The sequence below is a fragment of the Coleofasciculus sp. G3-WIS-01 genome (genome assembly GCF_040223135.1).
In the GTDB taxonomy this organism is placed as follows: Bacteria; Cyanobacteriota; Cyanobacteriia; order Cyanobacteriales; family Coleofasciculaceae; genus Coleofasciculus.
In genome coordinates this window covers 130,538-147,624 of the sequence record NZ_JAVJZI010000241.1, presented here as the reverse complement: position 1 = coordinate 147,624, position 17,087 = coordinate 130,538, and the positions used below count along the sequence as shown (strand labels likewise).

Here is a 17,087-nt window from a genome sequence, read left to right as displayed (position 1 = left end):
ATGAGTAATCAGCAGCGGGGTCAGCAGTGGCTGGAAGAGTTGCTACGCTTATCCAATGTGTCGGCGACGGTGCAAGTCACTGATGAGAACCAAGATAGTAAAGCGAGCTACTGGTTGACCATTGACCAAAGCCAATTGACCGAGGCAGAAATTCAAACCCTGATTGGCACCAATGGTGAGGTTCTGGATGCGCTACAGTATTTGGCAAACGCAATTCTTAACCTCGGTCAGCTACCAGTAGATCAGGCGGCGTATACCGTTGAACTCAATGGTTACCGTCTGCGGCGTCAAGAGGAACTCCGGATACTAGCAGATCAGGCGGCTCAGAAAGTGCGGGAGACCGGTCAAGATTATGAATTGCGATCGCTCTCCGCTGCAGAACGCCGTCAAGTGCATACGTTTCTTCAGGAATGTGAAGATTTAGAAACCCATAGTCAGGGTCAAGAACCAGACCGCCGCTTAGTGGTTCGTCTACGTCCTTGAGTGGCGATTATGGTGGGTTGTTTGCAGCAAAGGAGTGGCATCATGGAAGCAGTTTATATTCCTGGATTGCTTAAATTACCAGAGCAAACCGATGTGATTCAGGTGAATGAATTCCTGCCTGATTTAGAAACTCTAACGCCCGTGCGAGGAGGCTTACAGGTTAAGCATCAAGGGAATTATTTGGAAGTATCGGCGCAAGCGGAAACGATTATTACCCTAGCCTGTAACCGTTGCTTGCAGCAGTACAATCATCGGTTAACCTTGGATGTGTCTGAACTGGTTTGGTTAGATGAAGCCGCCGACCAAAAGGATCAGGGTGTCCTAGAACGAGAAACGCCCTTGGAGGAGTTGGTGGAAACATTACATCCCCAAGGGTATTTTGATCCCCATAGTTGGCTTTATGAGCAATTGTGTCTAGAAATTCCTCCCCGACAGTTATGTGACGCCAACTGTCCAGGAATTGTTATTGATGAGAATAGCACCACTAAGCCAACAGACCGACGTTGGGATGCTCTGGAAATTTTGAAGGGACAATTGCCCAAATAATGGTCATTTGCCCAGATTTATGTAGGTAGGGGTGGGTTTAGAAATTAATGTTGATGATTTTTCCTAACTGAGATAGAAAACCCGCCCTCCTCTCATTGAACAGAGGTAAAATATAGGTTTGGTGAATGATTCGGTTTGAGGTTGTCGCATTTAACCCCAGTACACCATGAGTTTTAATGATGAGTTTGAGCTGCTTCTACGCGCCCGCTACCCCCTGATTTACATCCCCACCCTGGAAGAAGAACGAGCCGAAGTCGCGATCGCACAGGTGGCTCAACGCTTGGGTGAACGTGGGGTTTATCTGTGGGATTTTGTCGATGGCTATCAAGGGAACCCTAATGATCAAGGGTTTGGACGCCGCAATCCCTTACAAGCCTTAGAATTTGTCGAGAAAATCCCCCCGAATGCCCCTTCTATCTTTATCCTCAGAGACTTTCACCGCTTTCTAGACGATATCTCCGTTTCCCGTAAACTGAAAAACCTGGCGCGACTCCTCAAATCCCAGCCGAAAAATATTGTCATCGTCACCCCCCAAGTCGCCATCCCCCCAGACTTAACTGAAGTGCTGACAGTACAAGAGTTTCCCCTACCCGATGTCTCACAAATCAAAGCCGAAATTAGTCGCTTAGTCGCCGCAACCCATCAATCCCTCAGCGACAAAGTTTTAGATGAACTGGTGCGCTCTTGTCAAGGGTTATCCTTAGAACGGATACGCCGGGTATTAGCCAGAGCGATCGCGGCGCGGGGACAAATCCAACCCGATGACGTGGAAATGGTGCTAGAGGAGAAACGCCAATCGATTCGTCAAACCCAAATCTTAGACTATTACCCCACCGCAGAAAGAATTTCCGATATTGGTGGCTTAGATAACCTCAAAGACTGGCTGCTACGTCGAGGCGGTGCTTTTACTGAACGCGCCCGACAATATGGATTACCCCATCCCCGTGGCTTGCTATTAGTGGGAATCCAAGGAACTGGAAAATCACTCACCGCCAAGGCGATCGCTCACCATTGGCATCTTCCCCTATTACGCTTAGATGTAGGGCGTTTATTTGGCGGCTTAGTCGGAGAATCCGAATCCCGTACCCGCCAAATGATTCAACTCGCCGAAGCCTTAGCCCCCTGTATTCTTTGGATTGACGAAATTGACAAAGCGTTTGCGGGAGTGGAATCCAAAGGCGATTCCGGTACCGCTAGTCGGGTGTTTGGTACATTTATCAACTGGTTAGCCGAGAAAAAATCTCCCGTCTTTGTCGTCGCCACAGCCAATAATATCCAAGCACTCCCTCCTGAAATGCTGCGGAAAGGGCGATTTGATGAAATATTCTTCGTTGGCTTACCCTCTCAAGACGAACGCCAAGCTATTTTTGAACTGCACTTAGGGCGACTACGGCCTCATAACCTAAAGAACTATGATCTAGAACGACTAGCTTACGAAACCCCCGACTTTTCCGGTGCAGAAATTGAACAAACCCTGATCGAAGCCATGCACATTGGCTTTAGTCAAAATCGAGATTTCACCACTGATGATATATTAGAAGCCGCCAGCCAAATCGTTCCCCTCGCTCGTACCGCCCAAGAACAAATTCAATTTCTCAAAGACTGGGCGGCGGCGGGAAAAGCACGTATGGCGTCTAGAGATACTCGTTTGAGTAGTCGGATTCAGCGTCAACTCCAATAAAAATTTGTAGTTGTGATCCTTGAGTTTGCTAATTGGGCATAGTTTTGTATAGGATCTCTTTTCACTATTATCGTTTCTTACCTCACAAAAGATGCGACTAAACCCGCCCCATCCAAGTGAGAGACTTTTGAGTTTTTTTTAGGAATGACAAATCCTATGATTTTATCAGGTATTGCCAAATTTTTTATCGGTCTTATTCTGGGTATTACCATACTATTAGCAGGAGGTGGCGCTGTCGCCTATTACTTTTTCACAAAATTGTCAGCGAATCCAGCTAAACCCATTTTTGCTGAAGAACAACCAGCCCAGCCAGTTAAATCTCCCGATTCAGCTAAGAAACCCGCCCAATCTACCCAGAAGCCGAAACCTAGTCCTAGTCCTAGTCCTACTCCCAGTGAATCCCCAGAACCCGAGGAATTACCCCCTGGCGCTTATGAAGCGAGGGTAACTTGGCCCGAAGGATTAAGCCTGCGCGATTCTCCCAGTCTTGATGCCAATCGCATTGGCGGGGTAGCCTACAATCAGGATATTATCATCCTTCAAGAAAGCGATGATAAAAAATGGCAGAGAGTGCGATTGGCAGAAGGTGAACAAGAAGGTTGGGTTAAGGCGGGAAATGTTGAGCGATTCGAATAAGTGTAGAGACGATTCGAATAAGTGTAGAGACGCGCCATGGCGCGTCTGTATTTAGACCCTGTGCTTCCCTCAATCGCATGGTTTGTAGGGGCGGGTTTTACTACTATCGTTTCCTTAGCACCCATAAGTAACTAAACCCGCCCCGATCAAATGACAATGAACCATCAACCAATGGCTAGAAACATGCTTTAAGATTAATATCGCCCAGTTGGGGAAATCCATTCGATATCCACCCAGCCGTCGGGGCGGTAATCCTCACCCATTCCCGTCCGGCGTCATCTAGTCTAAATTGGGGCGGATCAGAAAGAGTGACGCGATCGCCAGGGAAGACACCACCCACTCTCGCTGAATTCGTATTGGGACCCTCCCGAATCGCTAACCCTTCTTCTTCTTCATAAATCACTCGGCGACAACGGTTAGGCGGTGTGGGTGAGGGCGTAGTTGCAGCAGTATTCCCCGGACAAGGCTTAAGATCTTTCGCTTGGACAAATCCACTAATTGGAGAACGAATTGCAATCCAACCATTCCTACCACTATCTTCGGCGATGATGACTTGCTCGTCAGCTTGTAAGGCGCGAATTGGATTGGCGGTAGAACGTTCCGCGTAGATAAAACTTGACTGCGTCGCCGCCCGACATTGCCCACTCAGCCCTTGAGTGAGCAGAAAAGAACTTGTCGGGTTATACTCATGTTCGATGATGTTGCGCCCTATTAACCCACTGGGCGATAGTCCAGTTGTGTAAACGTTTAACGATTCAACAGAAATGGTATGAGAGGGCTTTGAGGAGAATGTCACACCCTGGTGGCTGATAATGTTTCTGTCAGAATTTATCTTTACATTTTCTTGGGTATGAACAAAAGTGGTCACAAACGGGGTCTGTCCTGCACCAACAGCTACACTCGCCGTTACTGTCCAACCTTCTACTAAAGCAAATCCTAACACCAAGAGTGCGGCTGGCTTACTCCATTGGCTAATTTTGCTCATCCTAATCACTCCTCAATCTGATTTAGCATCATGTCCGCTTGAATACACACAATTGCAATTTCTAACCAGTGCGATTGCTTTACCGCCAAGACCCGGATATATCATCAGTGGTGAACCGGACTTGATCGCAGTAGTTGCTCAATCACTGGGCATAACCATCATCCATCAAAATAGCGTAACATCGAGATTATATTAAGAAAGTTAGCTAAATCTAAATCTTGATTGCAATACTTCAGCAAAGACTTCAGTTAAACAAAAGAGAGTGGTACGGTTAGAAAACTTGTCTAAATTGATCCAAAATCCGAAAAATACGCATGTACCACAAAAATACAAATAAAGATATCTGGACAGCATTAATTACCGCCGCCTTGGGTGCTGGAATCGTCACCTCCTTTGCCGTAAGTCAAGGTCAACACCCCATATTAGCCTTGACAATTACCGGCATAGCAGCGCTGTCGGCGGTTCTCATCGAGCGATCAGGATTAATTTGACATCCTCCCCAACAGACAACGATAACATACCCCCCCATACCATTTTCCCAGATAGCTTGATAAACTAGCAATAAAAGCTATCGGGGAAACCTATGGAAACCCTTGCCTATAGCCATCTTGTCTGGGCGTCGGAAAGCCAAGCCGAGGTGGTTCTAGAGAGTTTAAATCTGGATGAGTGGCAGCCGACCAAGCCTTCGGCTGCCGTACCCTGGCATTGGCTATTATTCGCCATCATCCTCAGCAGCCTAGGAATCACAGATAAAGCTGTAGCCCAAACGCTACAGCAAGGAAGTCGTGGAGCTCAAGTCTTTGAGATTCAACAGCGTTTGCGGGAATTAGGCTATTTCAATCAGCAACCCACCGGTTATTTTGGTCAAATCACCACAGATGCTGTCCGGCAATTTCAACGCACTCAGGGACTGGTTCCGGATGGAATTGTCGGTCAACGCACTCAATCTTTCTTGTTCGATAACCTTAAGAGTCTTTCCCCCTTCGATTCTACCCTTACCCTGACAACTTTACCTCCCCCGAGTTCCATGATCGGCACATTGCCTACCCCTCCGAGTATCGGGAACATCTTAACCCCTCCTAGAGGGCAAGTGACGCCGCCGCCTCCCATTCAGACGCAACCGTTTAACCTGCGAGAGTTGCGTCCCGGCGATCGCGGTGAAGATGTCGTTGAACTTCAGCTAAAGTTAAGACAGGCAGGTTTTGATCCAGGTCCTGTTGATGGTATCTATGGCGCCCAAACTCAGGACGCTGTGGAGCAGTTTCAGGATGCGAATAATCTATTTCCCGATGGCGTGGCGAGTCAAGACACACTTCAGGTGTTGGGGTTAATCCCGACTCCTGAATCCAATCCCTATGTTGTCATTGTCCCCATTTACAATGGTGATACACTTACCCGAGTGCAACGATATGCGTCGGGGGCGTTTACCGCAGACTCCGGGCGGGGCAAATTTGTCAATGCTGGCTCATTTACAGATCGTAACACTGCCGAAAGTCTTTCCCATCAGCTGCGATCGCAGGGTTTGGATGCACGGGTGGCGTATTTTCGCTAAGATTCACACCCAATGTATCGTAACAGAATCAAGCAATCTTTTATTCTTAGCCAAGGGAAAGACAGAGAAGTACCTAGACATAAATTCTTTCCGCTGTACTAAGAAATGTTAAAACGTCAAATCCTTACTGTTAAGATTTCCCTGTTTCCTATTCCCTTGTCCTCATGCTCAACTTGAATTGGGTTCGACTATTTAGAGGATCTTCTACAGGTTATCAGCCAACACCAGCTAACCACCTGAACATCAGTCGGCTGACAGATTTACTATTTGGCGCAGGCTCTTTAAATTGAATCAATAGCCATTCAATTCCAGCCTAAGTTAATGTTATCATTGATGGGGTTGCTTCTACTATGAATTCATCATCAGTTCCACGCCCAATGAAAGACCAACAGGATAGTCAGTTTACACCTGAATCAGAGGTTATGCCGATGTCTTTAGCTAGTGAAGATAGCGGTCTTTCAGTTCGTAAAAAAGTTAGAATTCTTAACTTATATATTGATAATTTTTCTAAAGATGAGTTTTTAAAGAAATTAAAGCAGGGTGTGGTCTTTACTCCTAATGTCGATCATCTCATGCAATTACAAGAAAATCGACAGTTTTTACAGGCTTATAAAGCCGCTGATTATTTGATATGTGATAGCCAAATTCTGGTTTACGCCTCTAGATTTTTGGGTACTCCCTTCAAAGAAAAATTATCGGGTTCAGATGTCTTTCCAGAGTTTTGCCACTATCACAAAAATAATCCAAATATTCGCATATTTTTATTAGGAGCCGCTCCGGGCGTAGCCAAGAAAGCTCAAGCAAGAATAAACGCTAAAGTTGGTCGGGAAATCGTCATAGCCGAATATTCACCCCCTTGGGGATTTGAAAATGATGAACAAGAATGCCAAAAAATTGTGCAACTGATTAATGATTCAGGCGCTACAGTGTTGGGTGTAGGAGTCGGGGCACCGAAACAAGAGTTGTTTATCAGTAAATACAAAAACCAATTTGATGATCACATTAAAATCATTATGGGAATCGGTGCAACCATCGATTTTGAAGCCGGTAATGTCAAAAGAGCGCCAATTTTTCTCAGTGACATCGGCTTAGAGTGGTTTTATAGGTTCATGATTGAACCGAGACGATTGTGGAAGCGATATTTTGTCGATGATGTAGGTTTCTTGTGGCTGATATTAAAACAGAAGTTAAAGATTTATAAGCCTCCTTTTTAGAAGATAGATTCATCCATTATAAAGTCTGCTTCGATACTGGAACTAAGAGTTGTAGAGACGTTGGATGCAACTTATCTACACAAGAGATTATTTTGCCGCTTTTGTTACAGTTTTTCGTTAATTGCTAGCATCAATTTCGATTACCCTAGACATAAATTGGGTTAACTCAGTTCTGTAAAGAGGCAAAGGTTTATTGTTGCTGTTCCCTGTTCCCCGTTCCCTCTTGAAGTAAACTTTATCAAAGCTTTATTGATAGTCATCTAGGGTTTCATTTAAAATGGATGAAGCAGACTCGCCAATTGGCAAAAAAGTATTGTGTGAGACACCTAGGGATAGAGACAGTTGGCTCAATGGTCTGGCATAATAGACATGCCAGGAACTGTTGCTAAAGAAGGGTTTGGGTGCGGTACAGTCAACATGACAGAGGTCAACATGGAAATAGAACGGGATTCTGCACTTTCATCAAACGGCAAGGGCGATAGACTTGATCCGCCGTTGTCCTCCGATTTTGCTGATGAGGTGACAGCGACTCCTCAACGCGGATTGAATTTGCGTCCCTTGTTGCGAACCGCGAAGCGGAAAGCTTGGCTAATTGCTGGTTTGACTACCCTAACTACCGCAGCCGCTTGGTATGTAAGTACCAAAGAACCCCCAATTTATGCAGGAAATTTTCGTCTATTAGTAGAACCCGTAACCAATGAAGAACGGGCAAGTGACCCTAGCGCCCTGGCTCGCACCGATGGATTGCCAAGTGATAAAATGTTTAGTCTGGATTATCCGACTCAGATTGAAATTTTAAAGGGAGTGGGTGTTCTCAAGCCAGTGGTTGAGGAAATTGAAACGGAATATCCGGGATTTAGTGTTGGGGCTTTAAGACAAGGGTTAAATATTGAACAAGTCACTGTCGGAAAAGGTAGAGATGCTGGAACCAAGATCCTGGAAGTGAGTTATCAAGGATATAATCCAAAACTGGTCGAGTTGGTTTTAGAGGAAACCGCCCAGAAGTATTTAAAGTATAGTCTGGATGAACGCCAGAGCAGTATTGGCGAAGGGGTTAAATTTATCGATGAGCAACTGCCGAAATTGCAGGAGCGTGTCACTAATTTTCAGAAACAGATTCAAAGTATTCAAGAGCGGTATAACCTGATTGACCCCCAATCTAAAGGGGCAGAATTACTTGCCCAAGTCCAGGCTATTGAAAACGAACAGATAGCCACCCAAAAAGAGTTACGGGAGTTGAGAACCCTCTCCACTAACTTGCGGCAACAATTAGGATTATCACCAGAGGAAGCTATCGCTTCATCAGCCTTAAGTCAAGACCCTCGTTATCAAGGGTTGTTGGGGAAAATTCAGGAAGTTGAAAGTCAGATTGCCATTGAATCTGCCCGCTTTGGACCGGACAATCCTAGGATGCAAGCCCTAGAGGAACAGCGACAGAATTTACTGGCACTGCTGAATCAAGAAGCCCAGCGGATTATTGGCGAGAACCTAAAAAGCACGACGAATAATTCGGATGTGATGACATTTCAGAATTCAGTTCGCATGGGGCTGATCCAGCAACTGGTGGAAGCGACGAACCAGATTAAACTCTTAGAAGAACGCACTCAGCAGTTAGCCCAGACGAGAGCTACATTCGCTCAACAAGCCGCTCAAATGCCTGAAGTTATCCGTCAGTATAGCGAACTCCAGCGGCAGTTGGAAGTGGCGACTCAGACGCTGAATCAACTTTTAAGGCAGCGGGAAACATTCCAAGTTGAGGAAGCGGGAAATAAACTGCCTTGGGAAATTCTTTCGGAACCGCAAATCGCCCGTGATGGAGAAGGGGAGCCTTTGAATATGGCGGAATCCTCCGACAAGCTGCTGTTGATGGGTGTGATGGGTGGAGTAGTCTTAGGTCTGGGGTTAGGAGTTCTCCAGGAAAAAATTAGAGATATTTTTTATAGCACAGAAGACCTTAAGGATGCGACGGATTTGCCGGTGTTGGGTGAAGTTCCGGCTTATCAAAATCGGAATCCGAGGCAGGATAAAGACTCTGGGGAGCAGAGTTATGCTGATGCGACGTTTATGGAAGCTTTTGACTCCATTTATACCAGTATCCGGTTTCTGTTTTCTGACCGCCCAATTCGTTCCCTGAGTGTTACCTCGGCGGCGTTGGGGGATGGTAAATCCACGGTGGCGTCACACTTAGCGCAAACGGCAGCCCAAATGGGTCAACGGGTGCTTTTGGTGGATGCAAATTTGATGCACCCTCAGATTCATCAACAGTTGAATTTATCGAACGCCAAAGGGTTGAGTGACTTACTGGCAGAGAATTTGATGCCTCATGACTTTATCCAGCGATCGCCGATTTCTGATAATCTGTTTGTATTAACCGCAGGTCAACCTCGGCCAAATCTGACGCGGCGGTTTGCCTCGGCGCAGATGCAGGAGCTGATGGCGGAGTTTAAGACTAAATTTGATTTGGTGGTTTATGATACGCCAGAGTTTCCCAGTTGTATGGATATCAGTTATTTGGCAAGGCACACCGATGGGTTGTTGCTGGTGACAGCAATCAAGAAAACCAAGAACTCCTTAGTTAAGCAAACCATCACGCAGTTAGATGCCTTTGGCTTGCCCACACTAGGGATTATTGCCAATCATATCAAACGCTCAGGATTTATGGGGTTACCGCCCGCGCCCCAGGATAATAGTTGGGAGAAAACCCCGGTTTCCGTCTCTTGATTGTATCGTAGAGACTCCTCCGATAGAACGTCTAGGGTCACCCATTGGTAGGGGCGGGTTTAGGGAATCTGTAGGGGCGGGTTTAGGGACTTTGTAGTGGACTGACACAGCTAAAATTGTGGAATAGATTTGACGTTTAAACTGGGCGCAAGCCTTGCGCCCCTACAATTCTAATCTACCATTTTAGGTGTGCCACGACAGTAGGGGCGGGTTTAGGGACTAAATTCAGCTATTTACCGATAACGGAACAACAAAACCCGCCCTTTCCCACCGATAACTGAACAGCAAAACCCGCCCTTAATAAGCTGTCATGCATTTAAATTGGGAATGGGTAGCGAGCAAGATGCTCAATGTAGCGAGCAAGATGCTCAATGTAGCGAGCAAGATGCTCGCACTACGGCAAGGATTTAGCCATTATTGACATTAAGGTTTAAATGCCGAACAGCTTAAATGGCGAAGGACAAATGACCAATGACCAATGACCAATGACTAATAACCAATGACAGTTGCCTATTTAGTTAATCAATATCCCAAGGTTAGCCACAGCTTTATCCGACGAGAAATTCTGGGAGTAGAAGCCTGTGGGATTCCCGTTTGTCGATTCGCTATCCGTTCTTGTGCGTCTGAGTTAGTTGACGAAGGGGACAAGTTAGAGCTGGAAAAGACCCGAATTGTATTAGATATGGGTATAGTGGGCTTACTCTTGGGCTTACTCCGGGTTGCTATAACCCGACCGATGCGGTTTCTGAGTGCATTAAGGCTAGCCATTCAGGTGGGGTTCAAATCAGAACGGGGAGTTTTGCTTCATCTGGCTTACCTGGCAGAAGCCTGTGTGTTGCTTATATGGTTTTCTCAGGCAAAAATCACCCATGTTCACGCTCACTTTGGCACCAACTCTACCACCGTGCCAATGTTGTGTCACGCTTTGGGTGGACCTCCCTATAGCTTTACCGTTCATGGACCGGAAGAATTTGATAAAGTAGGAGCAATCTCCTTAGCGGAAAAAATTAAGCGGGCAGCTTTTGTCGTAGCAGTTAGCAGCTTTGGCAAGAGTCAACTGTATCGCTGGTGTGCTTCAGAACAATGGTCGAAAATTCATATCGTTCATTGTGGGGTGGATGAAAAGTTTTTAACTCAGTCCCCTATCCCTGTGCCAGATTGTCCACATTTGGTGTGCATTGGGCGGTTAAGTGAACAGAAGGGACATCTGCTGTTGATAGAAGCAGCAGGTTTATTAGCGGCAGAGGGCTTGTCCTTTAAAATTGTACTGGTTGGGGATGGGGAACTACGACCAGAAATTGAAAATAGAATCGCACAGCTAGGGTTAGAGGATAAGGTTGAGATTACCGGATGGCTGAGTAATGATCAGGTGCAGCAACAGATTTTAGCAGCGCGGGCGGTGGTACTCCCTAGTTTTGCCGAAGGCTTACCTGTAGTAATTATGGAGGCATTGGCTCTTTCTCGTCCCGTGATTAGCACCTATGTAGCAGGAATACCTGAACTGGTTGAACCTGGAGTTTGTGGTTGGTTAGTTCCAGCCGGTTCAGTTAACGCTTTGACTGAAGCAATGCGTACAGTCTTACAGCTTCCGGTAGACAAGTTGGAACAGATGGGTAAGGTGGGGGCGGAACGAGTAGCGAAACAGCATGATGCAACGAAAGAGGCGGCAAAATTAGCCGAGCTATTTCAGTAGGTTCGTAGTCAGGGCTTTAGCCTTTAAACGTCACTCACCCCCAGACTCTATTACAGAGGGCGTATCGTTTGTAGTAAGGGCTTTAGCCTTTAAGCAAACAGGAGGATCTTATACAGATGTTTTATATTCAATCAATGTTGCCTGCTGACCCCGCCATCGGCTCAGCCAGTATTTCATCTGCCCAATAACTTGCGGCAACTTGTATAATACACAAAAAAGAGCGTACAATCCGGCGTGGGACGGCAAATCACCATAACGGCGGCGATACCGATACACTCGCCACATCAAAACCGGGTAACCCAAAAATAATAATAGACTCAGACCCGATGTAACCCAAGCCAAACTTAGAGCCGTCACAGGTAGAACAAATCCCCACAACCAACCGCTCAAATTTTCCCGAATCATATACCGTTCCGGGGGATCACCATGCATCGCCGCACCTTCTGCTACTGCCCAGCCACCACGCATGGAGCGTTTCCACCATTGGCTAAACTTGAGCATTGCCGCATCATGAAGGGTCATATCGGCATCAATACGACGAATTTTCCAGCCCCGTTGACGCAGGCGGATACACATTTCCGGTTCTTCTCCACCGATGAGGGTTTCGTTGTAGCCGTTCACTTCTCGAATAGCGCTAACGCGGATTAAGGCATCCCCACCACAGGCTTGGGCTTCACCCACAGGCGTGTTCCATTCCATATCAGCGAGGCGGTTATAGATTGAGGCATCCGGGAATCGTTCCCGCCGTCGTCCACAGGTGGTCGCTAATTTATCATCATTATCTAGGGTTTCGATGGCTTGTTCAATCCAGCCGGGGATCAGTTCGCAGTCGCCGTCGATAAACTGCACGTATTTAATATCTGGGAACTGTTCGACTAGATACCTAAATCCCGTATTCCTTCCCCGCGCCATGGTAAACGGGAGGGACATATCCAGGTTGATCACTTGGACACCCAGAGATTCCGCCGCTTCTACGCTGCCATCGGTGGAACCGGAGTCCACGTATATAATTGGTGTATCTTGGGGAAGGAGTGCGATCGCGGACTTTAGACAGCGAATTAGTCGTTCCCCTTCATTTCTGCCAATGGTGACTACCCCAATGCGGGTCATACTTCTTAACTTCAGTAGCTTTTCAATTGATTCAATTAACTTCTATTCTAGAGGTGTAAATTATCATTGTCTTTACCATAGACTTTAAAAAACATTCCGAGGTCTGGGTTTGATGATATGGTATCCCGACAATTTAACGGCACGAATCCTTATATAACTATAACTTCAGAAGGCTAAATGCAAATTATTCCGACTAAAATTCCAGACGTTGTAATTATAGAACCTCGCATCTTTGGGGATGAGCGTGGTTTTTTCTTGGAAAGCTACAACCAGAAAGCGTTTACAGAGAAAGCGAATATAGGCGCTACCTTTGTCCAAGATAATCATTCCCGTTCCGTCAAAAACGTTCTCCGGGGGCTACATTATCAAATCCAGCAACCTCAGGGGAAATTGGTACGGGCTATCGTGGGGACAGTATTGGATGTGGCGGTGGATATTCGCCAAAGTTCTCCCACGTTTGGGCAATGGGTAAGCTGTCTATTGAGTGCCGAAAATAAACGACAGATTTGGATTCCCCGGGGTTTTGCCCACGGCTTTTTGGTGGTTTCCGATGTAGCTGAGGTTTTGTACAAAACCACGGATTATTATGCACCGCAGCATGAACGGACATTGCTGTGGAATGATCCCGAATTAGGCATTGATTGGGATTTGACCACAGAGCCTATCCTATCGGCAAAAGACCAAGCAGGGCAACCCTTGAAGACAGCGGAAGTTTATCCATGACGCGAATTTTACTCACAGGTATGGCTGGACAACTGGGGAGTGAACTGCAACAAACCCTAGCCCCCCTGGGAGAGGTGATGGGAGTTGACCGTCACAAGTTAGATTTAACTCAACCGGATAAAATTCGCCAGGTTATCGGTGAATTTAAACCTGATGTGATTGTTAATGCTGCCGCTTATACTGCCGTAGATAAAGCCGAAACCGAAACCGAACGGGCAAATGCGATCAATGCTACAGCGCCCACAATTATGGCAGAAGCCGCGCAGCAGCTAGGGGCGGCGTTAATTCACGTTTCCACCGATTATATCTTCGACGGTAAAAAAAATACGCCGTATACTGAAGACGATAAACCTGATCCGATTAATGCCTATGGTCAATCAAAGTTATTGGGAGAAGAGGGCGTGCTAAAACAGTGCGATCGCGCCCTGATTCTCAGAACCTCTTGGGTTTATGGGGTGCAAGGTAAAGGCAACTTTGTCAAAACCATGTTAAGACTAGGAGCGGAACGTGACGAACTGCGAGTGGTTGTGGATCAGGTGGGGACACCAACTTGGACGGGGGACTTGGCAAGTGCGATCGCGCAGTTGGCTCAATCTCTCAAATCCGATACTCTGACGGGTATCTATCACTTTACCAATAGCGGTGTCACCAGTTGGTATGATTTTGCTGTGGCTATATTTGAGGAAGCTCAACAAATTGGCTTCCCGTTGCAGGTCAAGCAGGTTGTGCCAATTGCCACGGCTGATTATCCCACACCAGCAGCGCGTCCAGCTTATTCAGTTCTCTCTACTCAGAAGATATCAGCTGTTTTGGGGAATCATCCTCCCCATTGGCGCACCGGGTTGCGGCGAATGCTTCAGCAACTTTACACGTACCAATAGCAAGCAGAAATGTCTTTTAACCTTAATCAAACTCGTAGTGGTAGCAACCAGCTAACTCAAAAAGCAAATGGTGATGAACAATTCCACTATGTTTGCATCATTGGTCCAGGTCGTTCCGGTACAACTTGGCTGGGTCAGATTATGAATACCTACGAACATTGTAGCTATAAGTACGAGCCATTTCTCCGGTCGAAGTCTACACCTTATAGGGATTGGATGCAAGACTTAGAGTCTAGCCCTATCGAGGAACTGCGTCACCGCTTTCAGTCATTATGTCGTCAGTGTTATCACGAGATTGATCTACCCCCGTTTCCAGCCAAAAGCTTTCGCTGGCAAAGTCCAACGCTACTCCATCTACTTTATGGTCTGGGCAAACGTGTAGACCCGTTGAAGTCTTTTTATGAATGGTACGGACAAACACGACTGACCTCAAAACACCCAATCCTGATCAAGGATGTGAACTTTCCCAATGATTTGTTACCCCGTCTGTGTGAAGTCCTGCAACCCACACTGATTGCGATGATCCGTAACCCCTTTGGCAGAATTGCCTCGGGTCTCAAAGGCGTCGAAATTGGTGTTTTTCAACAAGCGGAACAGTCTCAAAAGATAAACAACCTACGTCAGAAACTTAATACCCCCAGTGGCAAGTTTCTCTCTCAGTATTGTGATCAACTCGAAGATATGTCAAACGTTCAGTTAGGAGCCGTGATTTGGCGTTTGCAAGTAGAACCCTTGGTTGAGTTTGCCCGGTCATACGAACGTGGATTGGTGGTTGTTTACGAAGACTTATGTACTGACCCCCAAGGAAAGGTTAGTGAAATCTTTGACTTTGTTGGCTGGAGACTCGATCAACCCACTCTTGACTTTCTCAATCAATCAACCGCTGGGGAACATAATTCATTCAATCAGTCTAAAGCTTACTACAGTGTCTACCGTGATCCCCGTAAGAGCATGTCCAAGTGGAAAACCCAACTGACGGCTGAACAAAAGGCGGACATTGCCTCTGTGATTCGTGAATCACCCCTAAAAGATCTTTGGTCTGATTTACCCATTTAAACTCTTACTGTTCGTAGTAGGCACTTTAGTGCCGCGTTGAAGCGCTCACTACAAAACCTTTATTTTTGCAATGGTACAATAAACTTTTTCTCTATCCGCACCAGCCACTCTAGCCCATCTAAGCAAATCTTATGAAAGCACTAATTCTTTCCGGCGGTAAAGGGACGCGCCTACGACCCCTAACTTATACAGGAGCAAAACAACTCGTTCCCGTTGCCAATAAACCAATTTTATGGTATGGGATTGAGGCAATTGTCGCCGCAGGGATTACCGATATCGGAATTATTATTAGTCCAGAAACCGGAGAGGAAGTTAAGAGCAAAACGGGAGATGGCGATCGCTTTGGGGCTAAGATTACTTATATCCAGCAAGATCAGCCTGCGGGGTTGGCACATGCGGTTAAGATTGCTCAACCGTTTCTTGGTGATTCGCCCTTTTTAATGTATCTGGGTGATAACCTAGTACAAAGTGACTTGAGTCTATTTGTCGAACGCTTTCACGAACGGCAGCTAGATGCCTTAATCCTTCTGTGTACCGTCCCTAACCCAACCGCGTTTGGCGTGGCTAAGGTGGATGAGGAAGGGCGAGTCTTGCAGTTGGTGGAAAAGCCCAAGGTTCCACCCTCGAATCTGGCATTGGTGGGGATTTATCTATTTTCTAGCACAGTTCACCACGCGATCGCGAATATCCAACCTTCGGCTAGAGGGGAGTTGGAAATTACCGATGCGATTCAATATCTGATTGACCAGCCGAAGAAGGTGGAGTCCTTTCAGTTACAGGGTTGGTGGCTGGATACGGGGAAAAAGGATGACCTGTTGGAAGCCAATCGGGTTATTTTGGATACCCTGTTAGAAACCGCTGTCCAGGGTGAGGTTGATGAAACGAGTCAGGTGATTGGGCGAGTCAAAATTGGTCAAGGTTCAAAGGTAGTCAACTGTACGATTCGCGGACCCGTGACGATTGGCAGCAATTGTCATTTGGAAAATTGTTTTATTGGTCCCTATAGTAGTGTAGCTGACCAGGTTACGCTGGTTGATACCGACTTAGAGCATAGTGTTATCTTACAGGAGGCGAAGGTGATTGGAGTGCAGCAGCGGATTGTGGACAGTGTGATTGGACAACGGGCAAAGTTGAGTGTAGCGCCACGGCGTCCCAAGGCGTTGCGGTTTATGATTGGCGATGATTCGCAAATCGAATTGGTGTGATAACCTTAGTCGCCCAAAAACACCTGGGGTGAACTTGTAGGGGCGACCTGACTTTTCACAAAATCTAGAACCCTGATTCGGGGCGGGTTTAGTCACATCTCTTGTGGAACCGAAAAGATACTCGTGAAACCCGCCCCTACACACGAGAGAGAGGCGTCATGTCATCGAGGGAAGCGAAGGGTCAAAACTTACCTCCCTTCGTTACACCACATACCGTGACAAGTAAGGTAGGGGCGACCCGCTTGCACTAATTAACAACTCCAGCTACTGAATGGGTTCGGGTCGCCCTCTCCTCAACCCTCTGTGACAAAAAGTGTTTCCCAGACAAGGTTAACAGTTGAGCTATTTATCCTCTAAAATTAGGAGAGTATAGGATAAATTGGCTACCCTACCCGAGTGTAAGTGAATTTAGCTACAGCCTTTCAGCCTAAATCCAACAGTGTGGTCATAACCCAACCCACTTTTAGTATTCTATGTGTATTACTGCTCAAAGCAAATCCATTTCATCAAAAAAGTCATTCGTAGAGGCGCACCGAGGTGATTGGTGTCAACTTAAGCCAGAAACCCCTCACCCCCCACCCCTCTCCCACTCTGGGGAGAG

Annotated in this window: 15 protein-coding genes; 13 read left to right on the top strand and 2 right to left on the bottom strand. The window is 46.6% G+C overall.

The window, feature by feature from the left end; translation table 11 throughout:
• The 4 genes from RIM23_RS25270 (at nucleotide 1) to RIM23_RS25255 (ending at nucleotide 3,346) form a co-directional block, all read left to right on the top strand.
• Nucleotides 1-483 (top strand): Jag family protein, encoded by a 483-nt coding sequence (locus RIM23_RS25270; RefSeq protein ID WP_446370447.1) that lies wholly within the window; start codon nucleotides 1-3, stop codon nucleotides 481-483.
• A 42-nt stretch (nucleotides 484-525) separates the two neighbouring features.
• Nucleotides 526-1,029 carry a YceD family protein gene (locus tag RIM23_RS25265; RefSeq protein ID WP_446370445.1) on the top strand — a complete coding sequence of 168 codons (504 nt, stop codon included), beginning with the start codon at nucleotides 526-528 and terminating at the stop codon, nucleotides 1,027-1,029.
• A 166-nt stretch (nucleotides 1,030-1,195) separates the two neighbouring features.
• Nucleotides 1,196-2,710, top strand: a complete 1,515-nt coding sequence (locus RIM23_RS25260; RefSeq protein WP_446370443.1) for an AAA family ATPase — start codon at nucleotides 1,196-1,198, stop codon at nucleotides 2,708-2,710.
• A 144-nt stretch (nucleotides 2,711-2,854) separates the two neighbouring features.
• The gene (locus RIM23_RS25255) at nucleotides 2,855-3,346 is read left to right on the top strand and encodes an SH3 domain-containing protein (RefSeq protein WP_446370441.1); all 492 of its coding nucleotides are present in this window, start codon (nucleotides 2,855-2,857) and stop codon (nucleotides 3,344-3,346) included.
• A gap of 175 nt (nucleotides 3,347-3,521) precedes the next feature.
• On the opposite strand, the gene RIM23_RS25250 is transcribed toward RIM23_RS25255, so the two are convergent.
• Nucleotides 3,522-4,331, bottom strand: coding sequence for an SH3 domain-containing protein (locus RIM23_RS25250; RefSeq protein WP_446370439.1), 810 nt, complete (start codon nucleotides 4,329-4,331; stop codon nucleotides 3,522-3,524).
• 314 nt (nucleotides 4,332-4,645) lie between these two features.
• On the opposite strand from RIM23_RS25250, the gene RIM23_RS25245 reads away from it, so the two are divergent.
• The 5 genes from RIM23_RS25245 (at nucleotide 4,646) to RIM23_RS25225 (ending at nucleotide 11,511) form a co-directional block, all read left to right on the top strand.
• The gene (locus tag RIM23_RS25245; protein WP_446339817.1) at nucleotides 4,646-4,822 is read left to right on the top strand and encodes a hypothetical protein; all 177 of its coding nucleotides are present in this window, start codon (nucleotides 4,646-4,648) and stop codon (nucleotides 4,820-4,822) included.
• 92 nt (nucleotides 4,823-4,914) lie between these two features.
• Entirely contained in the window at nucleotides 4,915-5,883 is a 969-nt protein-coding gene (locus RIM23_RS25240; RefSeq protein ID WP_446370437.1) for a peptidoglycan-binding domain-containing protein, read from the top strand.
• Nucleotides 5,884-6,260: 377 nt separating this feature from the next.
• The gene (locus RIM23_RS25235; RefSeq protein ID WP_446370435.1) at nucleotides 6,261-7,097 is read left to right on the top strand and encodes a WecB/TagA/CpsF family glycosyltransferase; all 837 of its coding nucleotides are present in this window, start codon (nucleotides 6,261-6,263) and stop codon (nucleotides 7,095-7,097) included.
• A gap of 369 nt (nucleotides 7,098-7,466) precedes the next feature.
• Nucleotides 7,467-9,818 (top strand): GumC family protein, encoded by a 2,352-nt coding sequence (locus tag RIM23_RS25230; protein ID WP_446370433.1) that lies wholly within the window; start codon nucleotides 7,467-7,469, stop codon nucleotides 9,816-9,818.
• A 499-nt stretch (nucleotides 9,819-10,317) separates the two neighbouring features.
• Nucleotides 10,318-11,511 (top strand): glycosyltransferase, encoded by a 1,194-nt coding sequence (locus tag RIM23_RS25225; protein WP_446370431.1) that lies wholly within the window; start codon nucleotides 10,318-10,320, stop codon nucleotides 11,509-11,511.
• 108 nt (nucleotides 11,512-11,619) lie between these two features.
• Here RIM23_RS25225 and RIM23_RS25220 read toward each other — a convergent pair whose 3' ends face one another.
• Entirely contained in the window at nucleotides 11,620-12,621 is a 1,002-nt protein-coding gene (locus RIM23_RS25220; protein WP_446370429.1) for a glycosyltransferase family 2 protein, read from the bottom strand.
• A gap of 177 nt (nucleotides 12,622-12,798) precedes the next feature.
• Between RIM23_RS25220 and rfbC the strand changes: the two genes are divergently transcribed.
• From rfbC to RIM23_RS25200, 4 genes are all read left to right on the top strand, one after another.
• Complete coding sequence (rfbC, locus tag RIM23_RS25215; RefSeq protein ID WP_446370427.1) at nucleotides 12,799-13,344, top strand: dTDP-4-dehydrorhamnose 3,5-epimerase; 546 nt, start codon at nucleotides 12,799-12,801, stop codon at nucleotides 13,342-13,344.
• Nucleotides 13,341-14,225, top strand: coding sequence for a dTDP-4-dehydrorhamnose reductase (gene rfbD, locus RIM23_RS25210; protein WP_446370425.1), 885 nt, complete (start codon nucleotides 13,341-13,343; stop codon nucleotides 14,223-14,225). Before rfbC ends, rfbD begins: the two co-directional genes overlap by 4 nt.
• 9 nt (nucleotides 14,226-14,234) lie before the next feature.
• Nucleotides 14,235-15,281: a sulfotransferase domain-containing protein gene (locus tag RIM23_RS25205; RefSeq protein ID WP_446370423.1), complete on the top strand. Its 1,047-nt coding sequence runs from the start codon at nucleotides 14,235-14,237 to the stop codon at nucleotides 15,279-15,281.
• 131 nt (nucleotides 15,282-15,412) lie between these two features.
• On the top strand, nucleotides 15,413-16,486 hold the full coding sequence (locus tag RIM23_RS25200; protein WP_446370421.1) for a glucose-1-phosphate thymidylyltransferase: 1,074 nt from the start codon (nucleotides 15,413-15,415) through the stop codon (nucleotides 16,484-16,486).
• Nucleotides 16,487-17,087: the final 601 nt, after the last annotated feature.

Bases quoted from the DNA above. Each gene is read 5' to 3' on its own strand.
- RIM23_RS25235 (WP_446370435.1), top strand. From the start codon at position 6,261: ATGAAAGACCAACAGGATAGTCAGTTTACACCTGAATCAGAGGTTATG.
- RIM23_RS25225 (WP_446370431.1), top strand. From the start codon at position 10,318: ATGACAGTTGCCTATTTAGTTAATCAATATCCCAAGGTTAGCCACAGC.
- rfbD (WP_446370425.1), top strand. From the start codon at position 13,341: ATGACGCGAATTTTACTCACAGGTATGGCTGGACAACTGGGGAGTGAA.
- RIM23_RS25260 (WP_446370443.1), top strand. From the start codon at position 1,196: ATGAGTTTTAATGATGAGTTTGAGCTGCTTCTACGCGCCCGCTACCCC.
- RIM23_RS25220 (WP_446370429.1), bottom strand. From the start codon at position 12,621: ATGACCCGCATTGGGGTAGTCACCATTGGCAGAAATGAAGGGGAACGA.
- RIM23_RS25240 (WP_446370437.1), top strand. From the start codon at position 4,915: ATGGAAACCCTTGCCTATAGCCATCTTGTCTGGGCGTCGGAAAGCCAA.
- rfbC (WP_446370427.1), top strand. From the start codon at position 12,799: ATGCAAATTATTCCGACTAAAATTCCAGACGTTGTAATTATAGAACCT.
- RIM23_RS25205 (WP_446370423.1), top strand. From the start codon at position 14,235: ATGTCTTTTAACCTTAATCAAACTCGTAGTGGTAGCAACCAGCTAACT.
- RIM23_RS25255 (WP_446370441.1), top strand. From the start codon at position 2,855: ATGACAAATCCTATGATTTTATCAGGTATTGCCAAATTTTTTATCGGT.
- RIM23_RS25250 (WP_446370439.1), bottom strand. From the start codon at position 4,331: ATGAGCAAAATTAGCCAATGGAGTAAGCCAGCCGCACTCTTGGTGTTA.
- RIM23_RS25245 (WP_446339817.1), top strand. From the start codon at position 4,646: ATGTACCACAAAAATACAAATAAAGATATCTGGACAGCATTAATTACC.
- RIM23_RS25265 (WP_446370445.1), top strand. From the start codon at position 526: ATGGAAGCAGTTTATATTCCTGGATTGCTTAAATTACCAGAGCAAACC.
- RIM23_RS25270 (WP_446370447.1), top strand. From the start codon at position 1: ATGAGTAATCAGCAGCGGGGTCAGCAGTGGCTGGAAGAGTTGCTACGC.
- RIM23_RS25200 (WP_446370421.1), top strand. From the start codon at position 15,413: ATGAAAGCACTAATTCTTTCCGGCGGTAAAGGGACGCGCCTACGACCC.
- RIM23_RS25230 (WP_446370433.1), top strand. From the start codon at position 7,467: ATGCCAGGAACTGTTGCTAAAGAAGGGTTTGGGTGCGGTACAGTCAAC.